The organism is Pseudomonas sp. BJa5 (assembly GCF_030272875.2).
Taxonomy (GTDB): domain Bacteria; phylum Pseudomonadota; class Gammaproteobacteria; order Pseudomonadales; family Pseudomonadaceae; genus Aquipseudomonas.
Genome location: NZ_JALRNG020000005.1, coordinates 117,939 through 140,003, shown reverse-complemented (window position 1 = coordinate 140,003; position 22,065 = coordinate 117,939). Strand labels below are relative to the sequence as shown.

Below are 22,065 nucleotides of genomic sequence, written 5' to 3'. Positions count from 1 at the left end.
AAGCTGGCGGGGGCTGTTGTCCTAGCTGCGTGCACGCAGAGAATTCTGCCTCACCCAGGCCTTGGGCGAGAGTCCGGTGTGCTGGCGGAAGGCCTTGTAGAAGGCGGACAGCGAGTTGAAGCCGGCGGCAAACGCCAGGTCGTCGACCTTGGTGCTGGCCGGTGCCTGGTCCAGGCGGGTCAGCAGGTGCTGCAGGCGCGCCTGGTTGACGTAGCGGTAGAAGCTCTGGCCGAGCACCTGGTTGAGCAGGTAAGAGATCTGGTTACGGCTGTAGCCACTTTCCTCGGCAACCTGCTGCAGGTCCAGTTCCGGGTCCAGGTAGGGTTGCTGGTGCTGGAAGTATTGCTCCAGGTCCTGGGCCATGGTGCTCAACTGGCGGGGCGACAGCCCCAGGCGACTGGTGGCCGGGCGCAGTCCGCCGGGCTGGGCCTGGCCGTCCTGGCGCACCAGCGTGGCGTACTCGTTGACCCGCCAGATCAGGCCGTCCCGGACGGTGATGGCTTCGCTGGACTGGAACGCCACCAGGCCCTCGCCACCCTGCACCGTGACCTGGTACTGGATGAAGGCAGTGCAGCCGTCGACGCGGATGCGGTCGCTGTGGACGATGTCTTCACCGGCCTCGCGGGGCAGGCAGGCGCGCACGTATTCGCGCAGCTCGCGATGGCCGAGCACGCGGTTCTGGAAGAAGTCGTGGTACTGGATCTCGGGGTGGTACAGGGCCATGACCCCGTCCAGGTCGCGATGCTTCCAGCACAGGTGGTAGCGCAGGACGGTGGCGGCGGTTTCCGGGGTTTGTTCCGGGCCGTCGGGGAGGATTTCGGCGGGCATCCGGCGATAGTGATGGAGGGGCTTTCGCGGGTCAAGCCCGCTCCTACATGGGTAGGAGCGGGCTTGACCCGCGAGGGTTCTAGAGGAACTGCTCCGCGTAATGACACGCCACCTGCCGCGTGCCCACCTGCCTGAACGCTGGCACCTCGGAGGCGCAGCGCTCGGTGGCATACGGGCAGCGCTTGTGGAAGGCACAGCCCGGCGGCGGGTCCAGCGGGTTGGGCAATTCGCCTGCGATCTTGATCTTGGGCTTGAGCGGATCCGGGTGAATGGTCGGGGTAGCCGACAGCAGCGCCTGGGTGTAGGGGTGCAGCGGCTTGTTGTAGATATCCTCCTTGGGCCCCATTTCCGCCGGGCGACCGAGGTACATGACCAGCACCTGGTCGGCGACATGGCGCACCACCGCCAGGTTGTGGGAGATGAACACGTAGGCGGTGTTGAACTCTTTCTGCAGGTCCATGAACAGGTTCAGCACCTGGGCCTGGATCGACACGTCCAGCGCCGACGTCGGTTCATCGGCCACCAGCACCTTCGGTTGCAGCATCATCGCCCGGGCCAGGGCGATACGCTGGCGCTGGCCACCGGAGAACATGTGCGGGTAGCGCTGGTAGTGCTCCGGGCGCAGGCCGACCTGCTGCATCATGGCCTGGACCTTCTCCCGGCGTTCGGCCTTGCTCAGGTTGGTATTGATCAACAGCGGCTCGGCCAGCTGGTCGCCGATCTTCTGCCGCGGGTTGAGCGAGGCGTACGGGCTCTGGAACACCATCTGCACATCCTTGCGCAGCTGCTTGCGTTCGGCCTTGTTGGCCCCGGCCACTTCATGCCCGGCAATCTTCAGCGAACCGGAAGAAGGCTCTTCGATCAGGGTCAGCGCCCGGGCCAGGGTCGACTTGCCGCAACCGGACTCGCCGACCACGGCCAGGGTCTTGCCGGCCTCCAGTTCAAAGGACACCCCGTTGAGTGCACGGACCAGGGCATGGCCCTTGAACAGGCCACGGGAAACTTCGTAGTGACGGGTCAGTTCACGGGCGGTAAGGACGACAGTCATTACGCCACCTCCTGGTTCAGCGGGTAGAAACAACGGACCTGGCTATGAGCCTGGGGATCGAGGCTGGGGCGCTGCCGGCGGCAGTTGTCCTGCACATAGGGGCAGCGCGGCGAGAGCAGGCAGCCCTCGGGCCGGTCGTAGCGGCCGGGGACGATGCCGGGCAGGGTCGCCAGGCGCTCGGCACCTTCGCTGTGCTCGGGGATCGCCGCCAGCAGCGCTTCGCTGTAGGGGTGCGCAGGCAGATCGAACAGCTCCGGCACCTGGCCGACTTCCACGGCTTGCCCTGCATACATCACGCAGACCCGCCTGGCGGTTTCGGCCACCACGGCCAGGTCGTGGGTGATCAGGATCAGGGCCATGTTCTGCTCTTTCTGCAGGTTGAGCAGCAGTTCCATGATCTGCGCCTGGATGGTCACGTCCAGGGCGGTGGTCGGTTCGTCGGCGATCAGCAGCTTGGGTTCGCCGGCAATGGCCATGGCAATGGCGACACGCTGGCTCATGCCACCGGAAAGCTGGTGCGGGTAGGCGTCGAGGCGGCTTTCGGGCGCCGGGATTTCAACTTTCTTGAGCAGTTCCAGGGCCCGCTGACGGGCCGCCTTGCCGCGCAGGCCAAGGTGCTGGCGCAGGACCTCCTCGATCTGGAAGCCCACGGTGTAGCTGGGGTTGAGGGCGGTCATCGGGTCCTGGAAGACCATGGCCATGTCCTTGCCCACCACCTTGCGTCGCTGGCGGCCGCTGAGCTTGAGCATGTCGTTGCCGTCGAAGGTCAGGGCGTCGGCGGTGATTCGCCCGGGGGCGTCGATCAGGCCCATCAGCGCCATCATGGTCACCGATTTGCCCGAGCCGGACTCGCCGACAATCGCCAACACCTCGCCTTCGTTCACGTTCAGGTCGAGGCCGTCGACCACCGGCACCGCGTTGGCGTCGCCAAAGCGCACATTCAGATTCTTGATTTGCAGAAGTGACATGGCGATCTCCTCAGGCGGCATTCTTGAGTTTCGGGTCCAGCGCATCGCGCAGTCCGTCACCCATCAGGTTGATTGCCAGCACGCTGAGCAAAATGGTCAGGCCAGGCAGGCTGACGACCCACCAGGCGCGTTCGATGTAGTCGCGGGCCGAGGCCAGCATGGTGCCCCACTCGGGGGTCGGCGGCTGTACGCCCAGGCCCAGGAAGCCCAGGGCGGCGGCATCGAGGATCGCCGAGGAGAAACTCAGGGTGGCCTGGACGATCAGCGGCGCCATGCAGTTGGGCAGCACGGTGACGAACATCAGGCGCGGCAGGCCGGCACCGGCCAGGCGGGCGGCGGTGACGTAGTCGCGGTTGAGCTCGCCCATGACTGCGGCACGGGTCAGGCGCACGTAGGAGGGTAGCGAGACGATGGCAATGGCGATCACGGTGTTGATCAGGCCAGGGCCGAGGATGGCGACGATGGCCACGGCCAGCAGCAGCGACGGCAAGGCCAGCATCACGTCCATCAGGCGCATGATCGAGGGACCGAGGATACGCGGGAAGAACCCGGCCAACAGGCCGAGGAAGACCCCCGGGATCAGTGAGATCACCACCGACGACAGGCCGATCAGCAACGACAGGCGCGCGCCTGTGATCAGCCGCGACAGCAGGTCGCGACCCAGCTCATCGGTGCCGAGGATGAATTGCCAGTTGCCGCCTTCGAGCCACACCGGCGGGGTCAGCAGGAAGTCGCGGTATTGCTCGCTGGGGTTGTGCGGTGCGACCCAGGGAGCGAACAGGGCGCAGAACACGATCAGGCACATGAACATCAGGCCTGCGACCGCGCCCTTGTTGCGCGAGAACGCCTGCCAGAACTCCTTGTACGGCGACGGGTAGAGCAGGCTCTGGTCGACCGGGGTGGCCGGAGTGGTCACGGATTTTGCAATGGGAGTTGTCATGACGGAGGCCTCAGCGCTGATGACGGATGCGTGGGTTGGCCAGGCCGTAGAGGATGTCCACGACGAAGTTGACCAGGATCACCAGGCAGGCAATCAACAGGATGCCGTTCTGTACCACGGGGTAGTCACGGGCGCCGATGGCTTCGATCAGCCACTTGCCGATGCCCGGCCAGGAAAAGATGGTTTCGGTCAGGACGGCACCTGCGAGCAAGGTGCCGACCTGCAGGCCGAACACCGTCAGCACCGGAATCAGCGCGTTGCGCAGGCCGTGCACGAACACCACCCGTGCCGGCGACAGGCCCTTGGCCCGGGCGGTGCGGATGTAGTCTTCGCGCAGCACTTCAAGCATCGAGGAGCGGGTCATGCGGGCGATCACCGCCAGCGGGATGGTGCCCAGGACAATGGCTGGCAGGATCAGGTGCATCACCGCGTCCTTGAAGGCGCCTTCTTCATCGCTGAGCAGGGTGTCGATGAGCATGAAGCCGGTTTTCGGCTCGATGTCGTAGAGCAGGTCGATGCGTCCGGACACCGGGGTCCAGCCCAGGCTCACGGAGAAGAACATGATCAGGATCAGGCCCCACCAGAAGATCGGCATCGAATAGCCCGCCAGGGAAATCCCCATCACCCCGTGGTCGAACAGCGACCCGCGCTTGAGCGCGGCGATCACCCCGGCCAGCAGGCCGACTATCCCGGCGAACACCAGGGCGGCGAAGGCCAGTTCCAGGGTGGCCGGGAACAGGGTGAGGAATTCGTTCCAGACGCTTTCGCGGGTGCGCAGGGATTCGCCCAGGTCGCCCTGGGCCAGTTTGCCGACGTAATCCAGGTACTGCTCGGGCAAGGGTTTGTTCAGCCCCAGGCGCTCCATGGCCTGGGCGTGCATCTCGGGGTCGACACGGCGCTCACCCATCATGACTTCCACCGGGTCGCCCGGTATCAGTCGTATGAGCGCGAAGGTCAGCAAGGTGATGCCGAAAAAGGTCGGGATCAAGAGTCCCAGGCGCCGGGCAATAAAACTTAACATCTTCTGGTGTACCTCATCAGCCGCTAAGGCATACCCATCGGCACCCGGGTAGGGCGCCGACGGTCGTTCTTGTTCTACTTCACCTGGGTAGTGGCGAAGTTGTTATTGGTGAGGGGGTTGATGTGGTACCCCTCCACGTTATCGCGCATGGCGGTGAACATCTTCGGATGCGCCATGCTGATCCACGGTTGATCTTCATCGTACACCGCCAGCGCCTTTACATAGAGCGCTGCACGCTCATTCGTATCGGTGATGGTGCGCGCCTGGTCGATCAACGCCTGGAAGGTCTTGTTGCACCAGCGGGCATAGTTCTCGCCGCTCTTGACCGCATCGCAGCTGAGCAACGGGGTCAGGAAGTTGTCCGGGTCGCCGTTGTCGCCGGCCCAGCCGGCCGAGACCATGTCCGCCTCGCCGTTCTTGGCGCGGCGCAGCATCTCGGCCCACTCCATGACGCGGATATCGACCTTGAGGCCGATCTTGCCGAGGTCGGCCTGGAGCATTTCGGCGCTCAGGCGGGGGTTGGGGTTGGTCGCGCCGCCGCCGTTGCGGGTGAACAGGGTCAGTACGGTGCCCGGCGGCACGCCGGCTTCCTTGAGCAGGGCGCGGGCCTTGTCCAGGTCGCGGGGCGGGTTGTGGTTGGCGGTGTTGTAGCCGATCAGGGTCGGCGGGTAGGGATTGACCCCGACCAGGGCGTTGCCCTTGCCGAACAGCTGGTCGACGTGGGTCTGGCGATCGAAGGCGATGTTGATGGCTTTGCGCACGCGTACATCGCTCAGGTACTTGTGCTCGGTATTGAGCGAGATGTAGCCGGTGGTCAGGGCTTCCAGCTCGGCCACCTTCAACTTGGGATCGGCCTTGATGCTGGGAATGTCATCGGGCTTGGGGTACAGCGCCACCTGGCATTCGTTGGCCTTGAGCTTTTGCAGGCGCACATTGTTGTCGCTGGCGATGGCGAAGATCAGCGCGTCGGCCGGTGGCTTGCCGCGGAAGTAGTCGGGGTTGGGCTTGTAGCGGACCTGGGCGTCCTTGTTGTAGCGCTGGAAGATGAACGGGCCGGTGCCGATCGGCTTGCTGTTGAGGTCGCCGGTCTTGCCGGCCTTGAGCAACTGGTCGCCGTACTCGGCCGAGTAGATCGAAGTGAAGGCCATGGCCAGGTCGCGCAGGAACGGCGCTTCCGGGCGGGTGAGGGTGAAGACCACGGTATGCTCGTCGGTCTTCTCGACGCTTTTGAGCAGGTCCTTGAAGCCCATGCTCTCGAAATACGGGAAACCGACGCTGGTCTTGTTGTGCCACGGATGATTGGGGTCGAGCTGACGCTGGAAGCTCCATAGCACGTCGTCGGCGTTCATCGTCCGGGTCGGCTTGAAGTACTCGGTGGTATGGAACTTGACCCCTTGGCGCAGGTGGAAGGTGTAGGTCAGGCCGTCGGCACTGATCTCCCAGCGCTCGGCCAGGGCCGGCTGGATCTCGGTAGTGCCGGGGCGGAAATCGACCAGGCGGTTGAACACCGTCTCGGCCGAGGCGTCGGCGGTGACGGCCGTGGTGTACTGGACGATGTCGAAGCCTTCCGGGCTGCCCTCGGTGCAGACCACCAGCGGCTTGGCCGAAAGGCCCGCGGCAGCGCTCAACAGGACGGCTGCCAGGGCAGCCTGTAGCGGTAGCAATTTCATGAAACCTCCCGGCTATCAAGTGTAGCCAGCGTAGTCGCCGCGGCCGGTCCAGTGAACCGGTCGCGGCTGTGGACGCTAGAGAATGTTGAACGGAATGGTGGTCACGATCCGCAGCTCGTCCAGGCTGCCGTCGCCCTGGTTCTTGCTGGCCCGGTGCGCGGTGTAGGTGGCGCGGATGGTGGTGTCCTTGAGCGCGCCGCTCTGTACCGCATAGCTGCTGCCGATGCCCCACTCGTAGTGATTCTCGTCATCGAGGTTGTTCACGTCATAGCCGGTGCCGGTGTAGTGGGTGCCGTCGATGCCCCAGCCGCGGGCGTTGTACAGGTTGAACTTGAGGCCGGGAACGCCGTACTGGGCCATGTTCAGCACATAGGCGATCTGCATGGACTTCTCGTTCGGGCCGTTGAAGTCCGAGAGCAGGGAGTTGGCCAGGAAGATGGCGTTGGTTTCGTGCAGGTAGTCGAAGTACTCGTTACCGTTCACCTGCTGGTAGGAGAAGGTCAGGCTGTGGGCCTGGTGGTTCAGGCCCAGCGACAGGCTGTAGGTGTCGTTGTCGATTTCGCCCAGTTTGCGGCGGCCTTCATCCTGGGTCTTGTAGTAGTTCAGGCCGGTGGACAGGCTCAGCACCGAGCTGTCGCCCAGCTCGTGGTTGGCGCCGAAGTAGTACTGGTTCCAGAAGTCCTCGACCTTGGACACGTACAGGCTGGTCTTGAGGCTCTGCAGCGGCTGGTAGTTGAGGCCGGCCATGCTGACGCGGTCGGTTTCCGCGCCGTTGGCGCCGTATTCGGAGCGGAACTTGCTCAGGCTCTGCTCGGTACGTGGCGACACGCGGTCGAAGGTGCCGGCATCGAACGACAGGTTGTCGAACTCTTCGCTGTGCAGGCTCACGCCCTGGAAGCTCGAGGGCAGGGCACGGTTGCCGATGAAGGTGATCACCGGAGTGTCGACCGAGTGGCGGCCGGCGGTCAGGGTGGTGTTGGAGACCCGTGCCTTGACGTTGGCCAGGCCCATCTTGCTCCACTGGCCGATGACGTCCCCGTCGCTGTGGGTCAGGGTCCGGTTGTTCGGCCCGGCCACGGCCGCGCGGCCCTGCTCCAGGGCGACGGCGTTGTAGGCGGCGACTTCGGTGGCGAAGCCGACGGTGCCCTCGGTGAAGCCCGAGCTGTAGTTGAGGATGGTGCCCTGCACCCAGTTGTCACGGCTGTGGGTGTCGTGGCGGGTGCCGTCGCTCTTGTAGTACTTCCACAGCGGCGCACGGGTGGCGCGTTCGCGGGCGTACCAGTTGCGGGTCGAGCCGGACAGGCTCTGCTCCTCGAAGAAACCCTTGGTCTGGCTCTGGGCGCTGGTGGACTTGACGCTGAGCGGCACGTAGTCCTGGCTGACAGGTTCGGCCAGTGCCAGGGTGGAGAGGCCGGTGAGTGATAAAGCCAATACGGCGGTGGTGGATGGTCTCAAGGTAAAGCTCCCTCTATTTTCTTTTTGTAATTGCCGCCTGGCCTTGTGAGCTGGGCGTTTTTTGCGGTGGAACACGGGTTGCAAACGTTTGCACGCAAATCAGAGGCTGCAGCAGTTCGCAGGCGTGGTTTGCACGCCCGTGAGCTGCTGCAGGGGGTTACTCGACGCTTACACCGGAAAAGATGTTGCGTCCGAAGGGACTGACCTTGAAGTCCTCGACCTTGGCACGGATCGGCTGGTTGACCGTGGAGTGGGCGATCGGGGTAATCGGTACCTGCTGCTTGAGGCGCTGCTGGGCCTGTTGATAGAGCACGGTGCGTTGTTCCCGGTCGGTGAGGGTCTTGGCCTTTTTGACCAGGGCGTCGTACTGCGGGTCGCACCACATGGAGTAGTTGTTGCTGCCGATGGCATCGCAGCTGTACAGGGTGCCCAGCCAGTTGTCCGGGTCACCGTTGTCGCCGGTCCAGCCGATCAGCGAGATATCGTGCTCACCGTCCTTGGTGCGCTTGAGGTATTCGCCCCATTCGTAGCTGACGATCTTGACCTTCAGGCCGACCTTGCCCCAGTCGGCCTGGAGCATTTCGGCCATCAGTTTTGCATTGGGGTTGTAGGGGCGTTGCACGGGCATGGCCCACAGGGTGATCTCGGTGCCTTCCTTGACGCCTGCGGCCTTGAGCAGTTCGCGGGCCTTGTCCGGGTTGTAGCCGGCATCCTTGATGCTGTGATCGTAGGACCACTGGGTAGGCGGCATGCTGCCCACGGCCAGTTGCCCAGCGTGCTGGTACACCGCCTGGACGATGGCCGCCTTGTTCACCGCCATGTCCATGGCCTGGCGCACCTGGAGCTGGTCGAATGGCTTGTGTTGCACGTTGTAGGCGATGTAACCGAGGTTGAACCCGGGATTCTCGATGACCTGCAGGTTCTGGTCGCTCTTGAGCGCTTCCAGATCGGCGGGGCGCGGGTTGAGGGTGACCTGGCATTCATCCTTGCGCAGTTTCTGGATGCGCACCGACGGGTCGGTGTTGATCGAGAAGATCAGCTGATCGAGCTTGACCTGGGCCGGGTCCCAGTAGTCCTTGTTGCCGCGATAGCGAATCTGCGAGTCCTTCTGGTAGCGCTGGAACACGAACGGCCCGGTGCCGATCGGCTTCTGGTTGATGTCGCTGGGGCGCCCGGAGGCCATCAACTGCCCGGCATATTCGGCCGACAGGATCGCGGCGAAGCTCATGGCCAGGTTCTGCACGAAGGCGGCGTCGACGCTGTTGAGGGTGAACACCACGGTCATCGGCGAAGTCTTCTCGACCCGGGCGATGTTCTTGTCCAGGCTCATGCTGACGAAGTAGGGGAACTCCGTGGGGTAGGCCTTGCGGAACGGGTGCTCGCGGTCGAGCATGCGGTTGAAGGTGAACAGTACGTCGTCGGCGTCGAGCGTGCGGCTGGGGGTGAAGTCCTTGTTGCTGTGGAACTTCACGCCTTCACGCAGGTGGAAGGTGTAGGTCAGCCCGTCGGGCGACACTTCCCAGCTTTTCGCCAGGGCCGGTTTGACCGCCGTGGCGCCGCGCTCGAACTCCACCAGGCGGTTGTAGATCGGCTCGGCGGCGTCGTTGTCGGTGGAGCTGGTGTACTGGGCGGTGTCGAAGCCGCCCGGGCTGCCTTCGGAGCAGAACACCAGGTTGTTGGCCAGGCCTTGCGGGGCCTGGGTGAGCAGGCCGAGGCCCAGTAAAGCTGCAAATAGCGGGGTATGACGCATGACGATCCCTTATTTCTTGTTGTTCTCGAACGGTCCAGGGCGCACAGCCGGACGCATCTCACCAGCAGCGCTCTACCGACGGTAAGCACGTCGATAGGGCGCTGCTAGGTGCGATTACGCAAGGGGGTGTGGGAAGTGTCCGAAAGCGGCTGCGAATTTTCCGACTCGATGCGCTTGCGGTTGCCCTGCCAGGCCGCCATCAGCCCGCCCCGCACGCCGTGTGGCGTAGCGGAGCAGGCCAGCTGATGGCTACTTGGTTACGCTGACCCCGTAGAAGGAGTTCAAGCCAAACGGGCTGATCTTGAAGTCCTGTACGGTGGTGCGCATCGGTTGATACACCGTCGAGTGAGCGATGGGCGTCATCGGAACCTGGTCTTTGAGGCGGTGCTGGGCCTGCTTGTACAGCTCGGTGCGCTTGGCCTGGTCGGAGGTGGCCTTGGCCTGCTTGATCAGCTTGTCGTACTCCGGGTCGCACCATTTGGAGAAGTTGTTGCCGGCGATGGCGTCGCAACCGAACAGGGTGCCGAGCCAGTTGTCCGGGTCACCGTTGTCGCCGCTCCAGCCAATCAACATGGCGCCGTTCTCGCCACCTTTGGAGCGCTTGATGTATTCACCCCACTCGTAGCTGACGATCTTGGCGTTGATGCCGATCTTCTTCCAGTCGGACTGGAGCATCTCGGCCATCAGCTTGGCGTTGGGGTTGTAGGGGCGCTGCACCGGCATGGCCCACAGGGTGATCTCGGTGCCTTCCTTGACGCCAGCTTCCTTGAGCAGTTGCTTGGCTTTTTCCGGGTCGTACGGGACATCCTTGATGGTGGTGTCGTACGACCATTGGGTCGGTGGCATGGCGTTGACGGCCAGCTGGCCCGCGCCCTGGTACACCGACTTGATGATCTCGGGCTTGTTCACCGCCATGTCCAGGGCCTCGCGGACCTTGAGCTGGGCCATGGGGTTGGCCTCGGTGCTGCCCTTGATCTTGTCCATCACGTTGTAGGCGATGTAGCCGAGGTTGAAGCCGGCCTGGTCAGGCATCTTCAGGTTCGGGTCGGCCTTGAGCGGTTCGATGTCGGCCGGGCGCGGGAAGAGGGTGACCTGGCACTCGTTCTTCTTGAGCTTCTGCATGCGCACCGAGGCGTCGGTGGAGATGGCGAAGATCAGGTTGTCGATCTTCACGTCCTCGGGCTTCCAGTAGTCCTTGTTGCCCTTGAAGCGGATCTGCGCGTCTTTCTGGTACTTGCTGAACACGAACGGCCCGGTGCCGATCGGCTTCTGGTTGATGTCGGCGGGCTTGCCCTGCTTGAGCAACTGGTCGGCGTATTCGGCCGACTGGATCGAGGCGAAGCTCATGGCCAGGTTCTGGATGAACGCGGCATCGACGCCGTTGAGGGTGAACTTGACGGTGTGGTCGTCGACCTTCTCCACCTTGGCGATGTTCTTGTCCATGCCCATGTCGGTGAAGTACGGGAATTCGGTGGGGTAAGCCTTACGGAACGGCATGTTCGGGTCGAGCATGCGGTTGAAGGTGAACAGCACGTCGTCGGCGTTGAATTCGCGGGTCGGCTTGAAGTAGTCGGTGGTATGGAACTTGACCCCTTCGCGCAGGTGGAAGGTGTAGTTCAGGCCGTCGTCGGAAATGTCCCAGCTGGTGGCCAGGCCCGGGATGACCGCGGTGCCGCCACGCTCGAACTGGCTCAGGCGGTTGAAGACGGTCTCGGCCGAAGCATCGAAGTCGGTTCCGGTGGTGTACTGGCCCGGGTCGAAGCCAGCGGGGCTGCCTTCGGAGCAAAACACCAGGTTACTTGCCGCGAGGGCAGAAGGGGCGCCGGCAAGCAAGCCTGCACCGACCAGGAACGGAATGACCGCGTGTTTGAGCATGGTGGCCTCATTGTTGTCATTTTTGATATTGAGGGGGCCTTGTGAGCCGACCTGCGGATACTTATGCAGGCGCCATACCCAATGCAAGACTCTTGGAGAGAGGAGGTGGGAAACGGTGGGACGAACGTACAGGAATGTCGCATTCGTATAATTTTCTAAGGAGTTAAACGTTTGCGCAGGGGATGGTGAGTCTGTTTTGGTGACGCCAGGTGATGCTGCGGTCACATTCGGCACCAGATTGGTGCGTCGAGTTGCTACGCGTAACAGGGTTCGCGGCAGCCGAAGCTGCCGCGAATCAGCACAAAAGTAACGTTACATCTGCACTTCGATGGTGCCGTCGGCGCTGAGGCTGACCTGGCTGGTGCCGGCCTCGATGTCCGGTGCAGGCGCGGCATCGCCGGCCATCTCGGCTTTCATCATCATCGGCGCGCTACGGGCGTAGGGGTGCGGGTAGCCGCTGCTGTTGAGGTTCAGGTTGACCACTTTGTAGCCTTTGCCGCCCAGGGCCTCGGTGGCCAGTTGCGCGCGGGTCTTGAAGGCGTTGACCGCATCCTTGAGCAGCTCGTCTTCACTGCTCTTGCGCGTGGCCGGGGCGATGGAGAAGTCCATGCCGCCCATCTTCAGCTGTTGCAGCAACTCGCCGGTGAGTTTGGACAGGGCCGGGAAGTCGGCGCTTTCCAGGCGCAGCTCGGCGCGTTCGCGCCAGCCGGTGATCTTCTGGCCCTTGTTGTCGTAGATCGGGTAGCTGTTACGGCTGCCCTGGCTGATCTTGACCTGCTTCACCTCGCGGGCCTGCTGCACCGCCTTGTTCATGGTCTCGGTGATTTCCTTGGCCAGTTTGCCCGGGTCGGTGTTCTGCGCTTCGCTGTAGAGGGTCACGACCATCAGGTCGCGGGCCACTTCCTTGCTGACTTCGGCGCGCAGCGAAATCTGGTTGTAGCGCGGCGCTTGTTCGGCCAGCGCCGGCAGGCTGGCGAGCAGGCTGGTGGCCATCACGAGGGCGGCGCTGCGGCGGGAATTAAGCATGTTTGACTCCTTGAAAATGAGGCGTGGACGCTGTCGAATCCATTCCACGCAGGCCCATGAGACCTGCAGGAGTGTAGTGAGGTTCAAAAAGGCCATCATTGATGTGTAATAAAGTGTGGCGCTTTGCCGCATCACTGCAGACCGTCGCGCAGCTTCGGTATACTCGCCACGATTCGCCCTGGAGCACTCATCAGGAGAGCTCATGCTCGCCCCCGTACAATTGTTGTCCGCTACCCGCCAGAACCTCTGGCGCCTGACCTTCATCCGCATCCTGGTACTGGCCGCCCAGGCCGGCTCCGTGGGCGTCGCCTACTGGACCGAGCTGCTGCCGCTGCCGTGGTTTTCGCTGGTGGTCACCCTTGGCCTGTCGAGCCTGCTGTGCGCCTTCACCGCCTTGCGCCTGCGCCTGTCGTTGCCGGTCACCGAGCTTGAATACGCCTTCCAGCTGGCCTGCGATCTGCTGATCCACAGCGCCTTGCTCTATTACTCCGGGGGCTCGACCAACCCCTTCGTGTCCTATTACCTGGTGCCGCTGGCCATCGCCGCGGTGACCTTGCCCTGGGTCTATTCGCTGGTCCTTTCGGGCATTGCCCTGGCCGCCTACAGCCTGTTGCTGGTGCAGTTCTACCCGCTGGAGACCTTCCCCATGGCGCGGGAAAAGATGCAGGTCTACGGCATGTGGCTGAGCATCGCCCTGGCGGCTGCGGTGATCACCTTCTTTGCCGCGAAAATGGCCGAAGAGATGCGTCGCCAGGAGCAGTTGCGTGCCGAGCGCCGCGAAGAAGGCCTGCGCGACGAGCAATTGCTGGCCGTCGCCACCCAGGCCGCCGGCGCGGCCCATGAGCTGGGCACGCCATTGGCGACCATGAGCGTGCTGATCAAGGAAATGCGCCAGGACCACAGCGACCCGCTGCTGCAGGAAGACCTGGCGGTGCTGCAGGACCAGGTCAAGCTGTGCAAGGAAACCCTGCAGAACCTGGTGCGAGCCGCCGAGGCCAACCGGCGCATGGCGGTGGAAAACCAGGACGTCACGGCCTGGCTGGATGAAGCCCTGAACCGCTGGCACCTGATGCGCCCCGAGGCCAGTTACCGCTTCCAGCGCCTGGGGCAGGGCAACGTGCCGCGCCTGGCACCGCCGCCGGACCTGACCCAGGCGTTGCTGAACCTGCTCAACAATGCCGCCGATGCCTGCCCGGACGAGCTGGAAGTGCGCCTGGACTGGGATGCGCAGGACATGGTCATCAGCATCCGCGACCATGGCCCGGGCGTGCCGGCGGCCATCGCCGAGTCGCTCGGCAAGCCGTTCTTTACCACCAAGGGCAAAGGTTTCGGCCTGGGCCTGTTCTTGAGCAAGGCCAGCGTCACCCGTGCTGGCGGCTCGGTAAAACTCTATAGTCATGAGGAAGGCGGTACGCTCACCGAGCTGCGCCTGCCGCGTGATGCGCGAGGAGAAGTGTGATGAGTGATGAAATCCAGGTTGAAGGCGAGGAGCTCCCGCACCTGCTGCTGGTCGATGATGACGCCACCTTTACCCGGGTCATGGCCCGGGCCATGAGCCGTCGTGGTTTTCGCGTGAGCACCGCAGGTTCTGCCGAAGAAGGGCTGCTGCTGGCCCAGCAGGACGTGCCGGACTACGCCACCCTCGACCTGAAGATGGACGGCGACTCGGGCCTGGTGCTGCTGCCCAAGCTGCTTGAGCTCGACCCCGAGATGCGCGTGGTGATCCTCACCGGTTACTCGAGCATTGCCACCGCCGTCGAGGCGATCAAGCGCGGTGCCTGCAACTACCTGTGCAAACCGGCCGATGCCGACGACGTGCTGGCGGCGCTGCTGTCCGAGCACGCCGACCTGGACAGCCTGGTGCCGGAAAACCCGATGTCGGTCGACCGCCTGCAGTGGGAGCACATCCAGCGCGTGCTGACCGAGCACGAAGGCAACATTTCCGCCACCGCCAGGGCGTTGGGCATGCACCGGCGGACCTTGCAGCGCAAGCTTCAGAAGCGCCCGGTCCGCCGCTGAACCGTAGCCGCTGTGGGAGCGGGCTTGCCCCGCGATGCGGCGGTGAGATCAATCGCGGGACAAGCCCGCTCCCACCCCTGGCGGCAGCGGCTACGATCCCTTGCTCCATCCATCGACACAGCAACCGCTGAGCTGGCGTATCATTAGCCCCCTAACGACAGCCACCGGAACCACCCAGCATGCTCGCCCTTTTTCTCCAGACACTGAACATCACGGCTCCGGTCTTTGCCATGTTGTTCATGGGCGTGCTGCTCAAGCGCATCAATGCGATCAATGATGGCTTCATCCACACGGCATCAAAGCTGGTGTTCAACGTCTGCATGCCGGCGCTGCTGTTCCTGGGGATCTACCACGCCGACCTGACCACCGCCGTGCAGCCGGGCCTGTTGCTCTACTTCGCCATTGCTACCCTGGTCGGTTTCGGCCTTGCCTGGGGCCTGGCGATCTGGCGCTGCCCGCGTGAAGACCGCGGGGTCTACACCCAGGGCGCGTTTCGCGGCAACAACGGGGTGATCGGCCTGGCGCTGGCGGCGAGCATGTACGGCGACTACGGTATCTCCCTGGGCGCGGTCCTCGCCGGCCTGGTGATCCTGCTCTACAACTCGTTGTCGGTGGTGGTGCTGGCGGTCTACAGCCCGAGTACCAAGTCCGACCCCTGGAGCATCTTCAAGAGCATCCTGCGCAACCCGCTGATCATCAGCGTGTTGCTGGCCGGGGCACTGGCCTACGGGCAAGTGGCGCTGCCGAACTGGTTGCTGACCTCGGGCGACTACCTGGCGCAGATGACCCTGCCCCTGGCGCTGATCTGCATCGGCGGCACCCTGTCGCTGGCCTCGTTGCGCCAGAGTGGCTCACTGGCGGTCAGCGTCAGCTTGCTGAAAATGGTCTGGCTGCCGCTGCTGGCCACCTTCGGCGCCTGGCTCTGGGGCTATCGCGGAGCGGAACTGGGTATCCTGTTCCTGTACTTCGGCAGTCCGACGGCGGCGGCCAGCTATGTCATGGCCAGGTCCAGCAACGGTAACCACGAACTGGCGGCGGCGATCATCGTCATAACCACCCTGATGGCCGCCATTACCACCAATATCGGCATCTTTTTCTTGCAGTGGGGCGGCTGGATCTAGATCCTGTCGCAATAACAACGCAAACACAGCCTCTTACCTTCGAGGACACTTCATGCAAGACCAGCACACCCCGGAGCGCTTGCAACGCGGGTTGAAAAATCGCCATATCCAGTTGATCGCCCTAGGGGGCGCCATCGGTACCGGCCTGTTCCTGGGGATTGCCCAGACCATCCAGATGGCCGGCCCGTCCGTGCTGCTGGGCTATGCCATTGCCGGCCTGATGGCCTTCTTCATCATGCGCCAGTTGGGCGAGATGGTGGTCGACGAGCCGGTCGCCGGCAGCTTCAGCCACTTTGCCCACCGCTACTGGAACGAGTTTGCCGGTTTCGTCTCTGGCTGGAACTACTGGGTGGTCTACGTGCTGGTGGGGATGGCCGAACTGACCGCCGTGGGTATCTACGTGCAGTACTGGTGGCCGGACTTCCCGACCTGGGCGACGGCGGCGATCTTCTTCGTGGTGATCAACCTGATCAACCTCACCCAGGTGAAAGTCTATGGTGAGCTGGAGTTCTGGTTCGCCCTGGTCAAGGTGATCGCCATCGTCAGCATGATCGGTTTCGGCGCCTGGCTGCTGGCCAGCGGCAACGGCGGACCGGATGCCAGTGTCGCCAACCTGTGGCAGTTCGGTGGTTTCTTCCCCAATGGCATTACCGGGCTGATCATGGCCCTGGCCGTGATCATGTTCTCGTTTGGCGGCCTGGAGCTGGTGGGTATCACCGCTGCCGAAGCAGACAACCCACGCTACAGCATTCCCCGGGCCACCAACCAGGTGGTGTATCGGATCCTGATCTTCTACATCGGCGCCCTGGCGGTGCTGCTGTCGCTGTACCCCTGGCAGAACGTGGTGCAGGGCGGCAGTCCGTTCGTGATGATCTTCCACAACCTGGACAGCAACCTGGTGGCGACCATCCTCAACGTGGTGGTGCTGACGGCGGCGTTGTCGGTCTACAACAGCTGCGTGTACTGCAACAGCCGCATGCTGTTCGGCCTGGCCAGCCAGGGCGATGCGCCGCGGGCCTTGCTGAAGATCAACCGTCGTGGCGTACCGCTGACCGCACTGGGCGTCTCGGCCCTGGCCACCGGTCTGTGCGTGCTGATCAACTACCTGATGCCGGGTGAGGCATTCGGTCTGCTGATGGCCCTGGCGGTGTCGGCGCTGGTGATCAACTGGGCCAGTATCAGCATCACCCACCTGAAGTTCCGCCGGGCCAAGCAGGCGGCCGGTGAGTCGACCTTCTACAAGAGCTGGGGGCATCCGCTGACCAACTACCTGTGCCTGGCGTTCATCGGGTTGATCCTGGTAGTGATGTACCTGACCCCGCCGATTCGCATCTCGGTGCTGTTGATCCCGGCATGGATCGGCGCACTGGGTGTGGCGTTCTGGCTGAAGAAAAAGAGCCGCAAGGCCGCCGTCGCCAGCAACTGACGGCCTTGCCCTGGAGTGAGCGTCAGCCCTGCTGGTAGCTGTCGATCACTTCCTGGGCGGCGCGAAACGCATCGATAGCGGCCGGAACGCCGGCATACACTGCGCAATGCAGCAGCGCTTCGCGAATCTCCTCGACCGTGCAACCGTTGTTCAAGGCGCCACGCACGTGGCCCTTGAGTTCCTGCGGGCATTTGAGCGCGGTCAGCGCGGCCAGGGTGATCAGGCTGCGGGTTTTCAGCGGCAGCCCCTCACGGCTCCAGACGCTGCCCCAGGCGTGTTCATTGACGAAGTCCTGCAACGGCTGGGTGAAGTCGGTGGCATTGCCCAGCGCGCGATCGACGAAGGCATCGCCCATGACCTGGCGGCGAACCTGTTCGCCGGATTTAGTGTTGTCGCCCATGTTGTTTTCCTTAGTGTTGGCGGCGCCAGGCGCGCAGGGTCGTGAACAGCAACAGCGACCCGAGCACTGGCAGTGCGTAGAACAGCATCAGTTTTTCCAGGCGGCTGGCCAACGGCATGCCGGTGGTGAAGGCCACCACGTGCAGACCATAAGCCAGGTACAAGCCAAGAAACACCAGACCTTCGGCGCGGGTTACCCGGTAGCCCGAATAGAACACCGGCAGGCTCAAGGCGGCGACACCGAGCATCACCGGCAGGTCGAAATCCAGGGCGTTGGGCGAGATCGACAGCGGCTCAGGTGTGATCAGGGCGGTCAGGCCCAGCACGGCCAGCAGGTTGAACAGGTTGCTGCCGATCACGTTGCCCACCGCGATCTCCCGCTCACCGCGCAGGGCAGCGATCAGCGAAGTGGCCATTTCCGGCAGTGAGGTGCATATCGCGACCACGGTCAGGCCGACCACCCGTTCCGACAACCCCAGGTCGACTGCCACTTCGACGGCGGCCTCCAGCAGGAGATGCCCGGCCAGGCTCAGCAGGCCCAGGCCGGTCAGCATCAGCAACAGGCTGGTGAACCAGAACCTGCCACCTTGCTGCGGTCGCGGACCGGGGGCGGGGTAGGTGCGGGCGTAGTGACGCGATTGATGCCAGAGGATTGCCAGGTAGGCCATCAGGGTGGTCAGCAGCAGGGCACCTTCGACGCGTCCGAGCATCTCGTTGAGGGCCAGCAGGTAGACCAGCAGGCTGGCGCCGATCATCAGCGGGATATCCAGGCGCACCAGTTGCCGCGAGACCCGCAGCGGAATGATCAGCGCGGCCAGGCCCAGGGTCACCAGGATGTTGAAGATGTTGCTGCCGATCACGCTGCCCACGGCAACGTCCGGGGCGCCGGTGTAGGCGGCTTGCAGGCTGACGGTTAGCTGCGGCGCGCTGCTGCCGAACGCCACCAGGCTCAGGCCGATGATCAGCGGGCGTACCTGCAGACTGGCCGCCAGGCGCAGGGCCGCGCGCACCAGCAGTTCGGCGCCGGCGATCAGCAATACCAGGCCAAAGGCCAGTTGCAGCAGGCTGAAAGTGGGTAACGCGGCCAGGTCGAAAATGATGGAACTCCGTTTCAGGGTCAGTCGCTGAGACTTTGTACCCGTACCCGCGCCGTTCCGCTACGGACCATGCCGAGTTTTTCTGCGGCAGCGCGTGACAGGTCGATCAGCCGGCCGCGGGTATGCGGGCCACGGTCGTTGATGCGCACCACCACGCTGCGGTCGTTTTTCAGGTTGGTGACCTTGACCCGGGTGCCGAAGGGCAGGCTGCGATGGGCAGCGGTCATGGCATTCTTGTTGAAGGGCTCGCCACTGGCAGTACGCTTGCCGTGGTGACGGGAGCCGTAATAGGAGGCGGTGCCGGTCTTGTCGTAACCGCGGGGATCGATATCGTGGCTGGCGCAGCCGGCCAGCAGGGTGAAGAGCGCAAGTGCGCTGACGGGACGCCACATGTATGCCAATGCTCCGAGGTGTAGCCATCGCGGGGCAAGCCCGCTCCTACAGGATTGTGAAATCCCTGTAGGAGCGGGCTTGCCCCGCGATCAGCAGGTAACGCGAATTACCCTTCGAGCTTGCTCTTGAGCAATTGGTTCACTTGCTGCGGGTTGGCCTTGCCTTTGGAGGCTTTCATGGCCTGGCCGACGAAGAAGCCGAACATCTTGCCGCGCTTGGCTTCATCGGCGGCGCGGTACTGTTCGACCTGCTCGGCGTTGGCGGCCAGCATCTCGTCCAGGACCTTCTCGATCGCACCGGTGTCGGTGACCTGCTTCAGGCCTTCGGCTTCGATGATCTGATCGGCATCGCCTTCACCGGCGGCCATCTTCTCGAACACTACCTTGGCGATCTTGCCGCTGATGGTGTTGTCGAGGATGCGCTTGAGCATGCCGCCCAGCTGTGCGGCGCTGACCGGTGCCTGGTCGATTTCCAGGCCGAGCTTGTTGAGCAGGCTGCCCAGCTCGACCATGACCCAGTTGGCGGCCAGCTTGGCATCGCCACACACGCCCACCACCTGTTCGAAGTAGTCGGCCTGCTCGCGGCTGGAAGCCAGTACGCTGGCGTCGTAGGTCGACAGGCCGAACTGGCTCTGGAAGCGCTCGCGCTTCTGCGGCGGCAGTTCCGGCAGGGTGGCGCGCAGCGAGTCGAGGTAGGCGCCCTCGATCACCACCGGCAGCAGGTCCGGATCGGGGAAGTAACGGTAGTCGTTGGCTTCCTCCTTGCTGCGCATGGAGCGGGTTTCGTCCTTGTTCGGGTCGTACAGGCGGGTTTCCTGGATGACCTTGCCGCCGTCCTCGATCAGTTCGATCTGGCGCTGCACTTCACTGTTGATGGCGCGCTCGATGAAGCGGAACGAGTTGACGTTCTTGATCTCGCAGCGGGTGCCGAACTCGACCTGGCCCTTGGGCCGGATCGAGACGTTGCAGTCGCAGCGCAGCGAGCCTTCGGCCATGTTGCCGTCGCAGATGCCCAGGTAGCGCACCAGGGCGTGGATGGCCTTGACGTAGGCCACGGCCTCCTTGGCGCTGCGCATTTCCGGCTCGGAAACGATTTCCAGCAGCGGCGTGCCGGCACGGTTCAGGTCGATCCCGGTGGAACCGCTGAAGTCTTCGTGCAGGCTCTTGCCGGCGTCTTCTTCAAGGTGCGCACGGGTAATGCCGATGCGCTTGACCGTGCCGTCTTCCAGGGCGATGTCCAGGTGGCCCTTGCCGACGATCGGCAGCTCCATCTGGCTGATCTGGTAGCCCTTGGGCAGGTCGGGATAGAAGTAGTTCTTGCGCGCGAACACGTTGTGCGGGCCGATCTCGGCGTCGATCGCCAGGCCGAACATGCAGGCCATGCGCACCGCTTCCTGGTTGAGCACCGGCAGTACGCCGGGCATGCCCAGATCGATCAGGCTGGCCTGGGTGTTCGGCTCGGAGCCGAAGGTGGTGGCGCTGCCGGAGAAAATCTTCGACTGGGTGGCGAGCTGGGTGTGGATCTCCAGCCCGATGACAACTTCCCATTGCATGTGATGGTCCCTCAGAAGCCGTTAGGTGCGCGAGTGTGCCAATCAGTCACTTGCTGATAGCGGTGCGCGACGTTGAGCAGGCGGCCTTCCTGGAAATACGGGGCCAGCAGTTGCACGCCGACCGGCAGACCGTCGACGAAACCGGCCGGCATCGACAGGCCTGGCAGGCCGGCGAGGTTGGCGGTGATGGTGTAGACGTCTTCCAGGTACGCGGCGACCGGGTCGCTGTTCTTGGCGCCGATCTTCCAGGCCAGGTTCGGCGTGGTCGGGCCGAGGATCACGTCGACCTCATTGAAGGCGGCCATGAAGTCGTTCTTGATCAGGCGGCGGATCTTCTGCGCCTTCAGGTAGTAGGCGTCGTAGTAGCCGGCCGACAGGGCGTAGGTACCGACCATGATCCGGCGCTGTACTTCACTGCCGAAACCTTCGCCCCGGGAGCGCTTGTACAGGTCGGTGAGGTCGACCGGGTTCTCGCAGCGGTAGCCGAAGCGCACGCCGTCGAAACGCGACAGGTTGGACGAGGCTTCGGCCGGGGCGATCACGTAGTAGGCCGGGATGCCGTGCTGCATGTTTGGCAGGCTGATTTCCTTGACCACGGCGCCAAGCTTTTCCAGCTCCTTGACGCTGGCCTGGACAAGTTCGGCGATGCGCGGGTCGAGACCGGCGCCGAAGTATTCCTTCGGCAGGCCGATGCGCAGGCCTTGCAGCGAGCCGTTGAGGCTGGCGCTGTAGTCCGGCACCGGCTCATCGATGCTGGTGGAGTCCTTGGGGTCGAAACCGGCCATGGCCTGCATCAGCAGGGCGCAGTCTTCGGCGGTGCGGGCCATCGGGCCGCCCTGGTCGAGGCTGGAGGCGTAGGCGATCATACCCCAGCGCGAGACGCGACCGTAGGTCGGTTTCAGGCCGGTGAGGTTGGTCAGCGCCGCTGGCTGGCGGATCGAGCCGCCGGTGTCGGTGCCGGTGGCACCGGGCAGCAGGCGCGCGGCGACCGCGGCGGCGGAACCGCCGGACGAGCCGCCCGGAACGTGTTCCAGGTTCCACGGGTTCTTCACCGCGCCGTAGTGGCTCGATTCGTTGGCCGAGCCCATGGCGAACTCGTCCATGTTGGTCTTGCCCAGGGTCACGGTGCCGGCGGCGGCCAGCTTGGCTACTACCGTGGCATCATAGGGCGCCTTGAAGTTGTCGAGCATCTTCGAGCCGCAGCTGGTGCGCACGCCCTGGGTGCAGAACAGGTCCTTGTGGGCGATCGGCGCGCCGAGCAGGGCACCGTTCTCACCGGCGGCACGACGGGCGTCGGCGGCACGGGCCTGGCCGATGGCCAGCTCTTCGGTGACGCTGATGAAGCTGTTGAGTTGCGGATCGAGCTGGTTGATCCGCGCCAGCAGGGTGCGGGTCAGCTCTTCCGAGGAAAAGGCTTTGTCGGCGAGTCCGCGGGCGATCTCGGCCAGGGTCAGTTGATGCATGGCAGGCTCTATTC

At 63.8% G+C, this 22,065-nt stretch carries 19 protein-coding genes; 4 read left to right on the top strand and 15 right to left on the bottom strand.

Annotated elements, in window-relative coordinates:
• Positions 1 to 21: 21 nt before the first annotated feature.
• From M2D63_RS04605 to M2D63_RS04560, 10 genes are all read right to left on the bottom strand, one after another.
• Positions 22 to 828, bottom strand: a complete 807-nt coding sequence (locus M2D63_RS04605) for a nuclear transport factor 2 family protein (protein WP_285861627.1) — start codon at positions 826 to 828, stop codon at positions 22 to 24.
• 79 nt (positions 829 to 907) lie between these two features.
• Positions 908 to 1,876 (bottom strand): peptide ABC transporter ATP-binding protein, encoded by a 969-nt coding sequence (locus M2D63_RS04600; protein ID WP_285861626.1) that lies wholly within the window; start codon positions 1,874 to 1,876, stop codon positions 908 to 910.
• A complete protein-coding gene (locus M2D63_RS04595) occupies positions 1,876 to 2,844 on the bottom strand; it encodes an ABC transporter ATP-binding protein (protein ID WP_285861625.1) in 969 nt (322 codons plus the stop codon). Before M2D63_RS04595 ends, M2D63_RS04600 begins: the two co-directional genes overlap by 1 nt.
• 10 nt (positions 2,845 to 2,854) lie before the next feature.
• The gene (locus M2D63_RS04590; protein ID WP_285861624.1) at positions 2,855 to 3,784 is read right to left on the bottom strand and encodes an ABC transporter permease subunit; all 930 of its coding nucleotides are present in this window, start codon (positions 3,782 to 3,784) and stop codon (positions 2,855 to 2,857) included.
• Between the two features lie 10 nt (positions 3,785 to 3,794).
• Positions 3,795 to 4,805 (bottom strand): ABC transporter permease subunit, encoded by a 1,011-nt coding sequence (locus tag M2D63_RS04585; RefSeq protein ID WP_285861623.1) that lies wholly within the window; start codon positions 4,803 to 4,805, stop codon positions 3,795 to 3,797.
• Positions 4,806 to 4,879: 74 nt separating this feature from the next.
• A complete protein-coding gene (locus M2D63_RS04580; RefSeq protein ID WP_285861622.1) occupies positions 4,880 to 6,475 on the bottom strand; it encodes an ABC transporter substrate-binding protein in 1,596 nt (531 codons plus the stop codon).
• Positions 6,476 to 6,550: 75 nt separating this feature from the next.
• A complete protein-coding gene (locus tag M2D63_RS04575) occupies positions 6,551 to 7,930 on the bottom strand; it encodes an OprD family porin (protein ID WP_285861621.1) in 1,380 nt (459 codons plus the stop codon).
• Positions 7,931 to 8,087: 157 nt separating this feature from the next.
• A complete protein-coding gene (locus M2D63_RS04570) occupies positions 8,088 to 9,680 on the bottom strand; it encodes an ABC transporter substrate-binding protein (RefSeq protein ID WP_285861620.1) in 1,593 nt (530 codons plus the stop codon).
• A 249-nt stretch (positions 9,681 to 9,929) separates the two neighbouring features.
• A complete protein-coding gene (locus tag M2D63_RS04565; protein ID WP_285861619.1) occupies positions 9,930 to 11,555 on the bottom strand; it encodes an ABC transporter substrate-binding protein in 1,626 nt (541 codons plus the stop codon).
• Between the two features lie 312 nt (positions 11,556 to 11,867).
• Positions 11,868 to 12,581 (bottom strand): SIMPL domain-containing protein, encoded by a 714-nt coding sequence (locus M2D63_RS04560; RefSeq protein ID WP_285861618.1) that lies wholly within the window; start codon positions 12,579 to 12,581, stop codon positions 11,868 to 11,870.
• 202 nt (positions 12,582 to 12,783) lie between these two features.
• Here M2D63_RS04560 and M2D63_RS04555 point away from each other — a divergent pair, with 202 nt between their 5' ends.
• From M2D63_RS04555 to M2D63_RS04540, 4 genes are all read left to right on the top strand, one after another.
• Entirely contained in the window at positions 12,784 to 14,040 is a 1,257-nt protein-coding gene (locus M2D63_RS04555; protein WP_285861617.1) for an ATP-binding protein, read from the top strand.
• Complete coding sequence (locus tag M2D63_RS04550) at positions 14,040 to 14,600, top strand: response regulator transcription factor (RefSeq protein ID WP_038614443.1); 561 nt, start codon at positions 14,040 to 14,042, stop codon at positions 14,598 to 14,600. Before M2D63_RS04555 ends, M2D63_RS04550 begins: the two co-directional genes overlap by 1 nt.
• 179 nt (positions 14,601 to 14,779) lie before the next feature.
• Positions 14,780 to 15,721, top strand: coding sequence for an AEC family transporter (locus M2D63_RS04545; RefSeq protein ID WP_285861616.1), 942 nt, complete (start codon positions 14,780 to 14,782; stop codon positions 15,719 to 15,721).
• A gap of 52 nt (positions 15,722 to 15,773) precedes the next feature.
• Positions 15,774 to 17,147, top strand: a complete 1,374-nt coding sequence (locus tag M2D63_RS04540) for an amino acid permease (protein ID WP_285861615.1) — start codon at positions 15,774 to 15,776, stop codon at positions 17,145 to 17,147.
• Positions 17,148 to 17,169: 22 nt separating this feature from the next.
• Here the strand turns inward: M2D63_RS04540 and M2D63_RS04535 are convergent, their stop codons facing one another.
• The 5 genes from M2D63_RS04535 to gatA form a co-directional block, all read right to left on the bottom strand.
• Positions 17,170 to 17,547 carry a carboxymuconolactone decarboxylase family protein gene (locus M2D63_RS04535; RefSeq protein ID WP_285861614.1) on the bottom strand — a complete coding sequence of 126 codons (378 nt, stop codon included), beginning with the start codon at positions 17,545 to 17,547 and terminating at the stop codon, positions 17,170 to 17,172.
• A 10-nt stretch (positions 17,548 to 17,557) separates the two neighbouring features.
• Entirely contained in the window at positions 17,558 to 18,583 is a 1,026-nt protein-coding gene (locus M2D63_RS04530) for a calcium/sodium antiporter (protein ID WP_405309088.1), read from the bottom strand.
• Between the two features lie 80 nt (positions 18,584 to 18,663).
• A complete protein-coding gene (locus M2D63_RS04525; protein ID WP_285861613.1) occupies positions 18,664 to 19,035 on the bottom strand; it encodes a septal ring lytic transglycosylase RlpA family protein in 372 nt (123 codons plus the stop codon).
• A 107-nt stretch (positions 19,036 to 19,142) separates the two neighbouring features.
• Positions 19,143 to 20,588 (bottom strand): Asp-tRNA(Asn)/Glu-tRNA(Gln) amidotransferase subunit GatB, encoded by a 1,446-nt coding sequence (gene gatB, locus M2D63_RS04520; protein WP_285861612.1) that lies wholly within the window; start codon positions 20,586 to 20,588, stop codon positions 19,143 to 19,145.
• Positions 20,589 to 20,599: 11 nt separating this feature from the next.
• Positions 20,600 to 22,051 carry an Asp-tRNA(Asn)/Glu-tRNA(Gln) amidotransferase subunit GatA gene (gene gatA, locus M2D63_RS04515; RefSeq protein WP_285861611.1) on the bottom strand — a complete coding sequence of 484 codons (1,452 nt, stop codon included), beginning with the start codon at positions 22,049 to 22,051 and terminating at the stop codon, positions 20,600 to 20,602.
• Positions 22,052 to 22,065: the final 14 nt, after the last annotated feature.

Bases quoted from the DNA above. Each gene is read 5' to 3' on its own strand.
- M2D63_RS04605 (WP_285861627.1), bottom strand. From the start codon at position 828: ATGCCCGCCGAAATCCTCCCCGACGGCCCGGAACAAACCCCGGAAACC.
- M2D63_RS04600 (WP_285861626.1), bottom strand. From the start codon at position 1,876: ATGACTGTCGTCCTTACCGCCCGTGAACTGACCCGTCACTACGAAGTT.
- M2D63_RS04595 (WP_285861625.1), bottom strand. From the start codon at position 2,844: ATGTCACTTCTGCAAATCAAGAATCTGAATGTGCGCTTTGGCGACGCC.
- M2D63_RS04590 (WP_285861624.1), bottom strand. From the start codon at position 3,784: ATGACAACTCCCATTGCAAAATCCGTGACCACTCCGGCCACCCCGGTC.
- M2D63_RS04585 (WP_285861623.1), bottom strand. From the start codon at position 4,805: ATGTTAAGTTTTATTGCCCGGCGCCTGGGACTCTTGATCCCGACCTTT.
- M2D63_RS04580 (WP_285861622.1), bottom strand. From the start codon at position 6,475: ATGAAATTGCTACCGCTACAGGCTGCCCTGGCAGCCGTCCTGTTGAGC.
- M2D63_RS04570 (WP_285861620.1), bottom strand. From the start codon at position 9,680: ATGCGTCATACCCCGCTATTTGCAGCTTTACTGGGCCTCGGCCTGCTC.
- M2D63_RS04565 (WP_285861619.1), bottom strand. From the start codon at position 11,555: ATGCTCAAACACGCGGTCATTCCGTTCCTGGTCGGTGCAGGCTTGCTT.
- M2D63_RS04560 (WP_285861618.1), bottom strand. From the start codon at position 12,581: ATGCTTAATTCCCGCCGCAGCGCCGCCCTCGTGATGGCCACCAGCCTG.
- M2D63_RS04555 (WP_285861617.1), top strand. From the start codon at position 12,784: ATGCTCGCCCCCGTACAATTGTTGTCCGCTACCCGCCAGAACCTCTGG.
- M2D63_RS04550 (WP_038614443.1), top strand. From the start codon at position 14,040: ATGAGTGATGAAATCCAGGTTGAAGGCGAGGAGCTCCCGCACCTGCTG.
- M2D63_RS04545 (WP_285861616.1), top strand. From the start codon at position 14,780: ATGCTCGCCCTTTTTCTCCAGACACTGAACATCACGGCTCCGGTCTTT.
- M2D63_RS04540 (WP_285861615.1), top strand. From the start codon at position 15,774: ATGCAAGACCAGCACACCCCGGAGCGCTTGCAACGCGGGTTGAAAAAT.
- M2D63_RS04535 (WP_285861614.1), bottom strand. From the start codon at position 17,547: ATGGGCGACAACACTAAATCCGGCGAACAGGTTCGCCGCCAGGTCATG.
- M2D63_RS04525 (WP_285861613.1), bottom strand. From the start codon at position 19,035: ATGTGGCGTCCCGTCAGCGCACTTGCGCTCTTCACCCTGCTGGCCGGC.
- gatB (WP_285861612.1), bottom strand. From the start codon at position 20,588: ATGCAATGGGAAGTTGTCATCGGGCTGGAGATCCACACCCAGCTCGCC.
- gatA (WP_285861611.1), bottom strand. From the start codon at position 22,051: ATGCATCAACTGACCCTGGCCGAGATCGCCCGCGGACTCGCCGACAAA.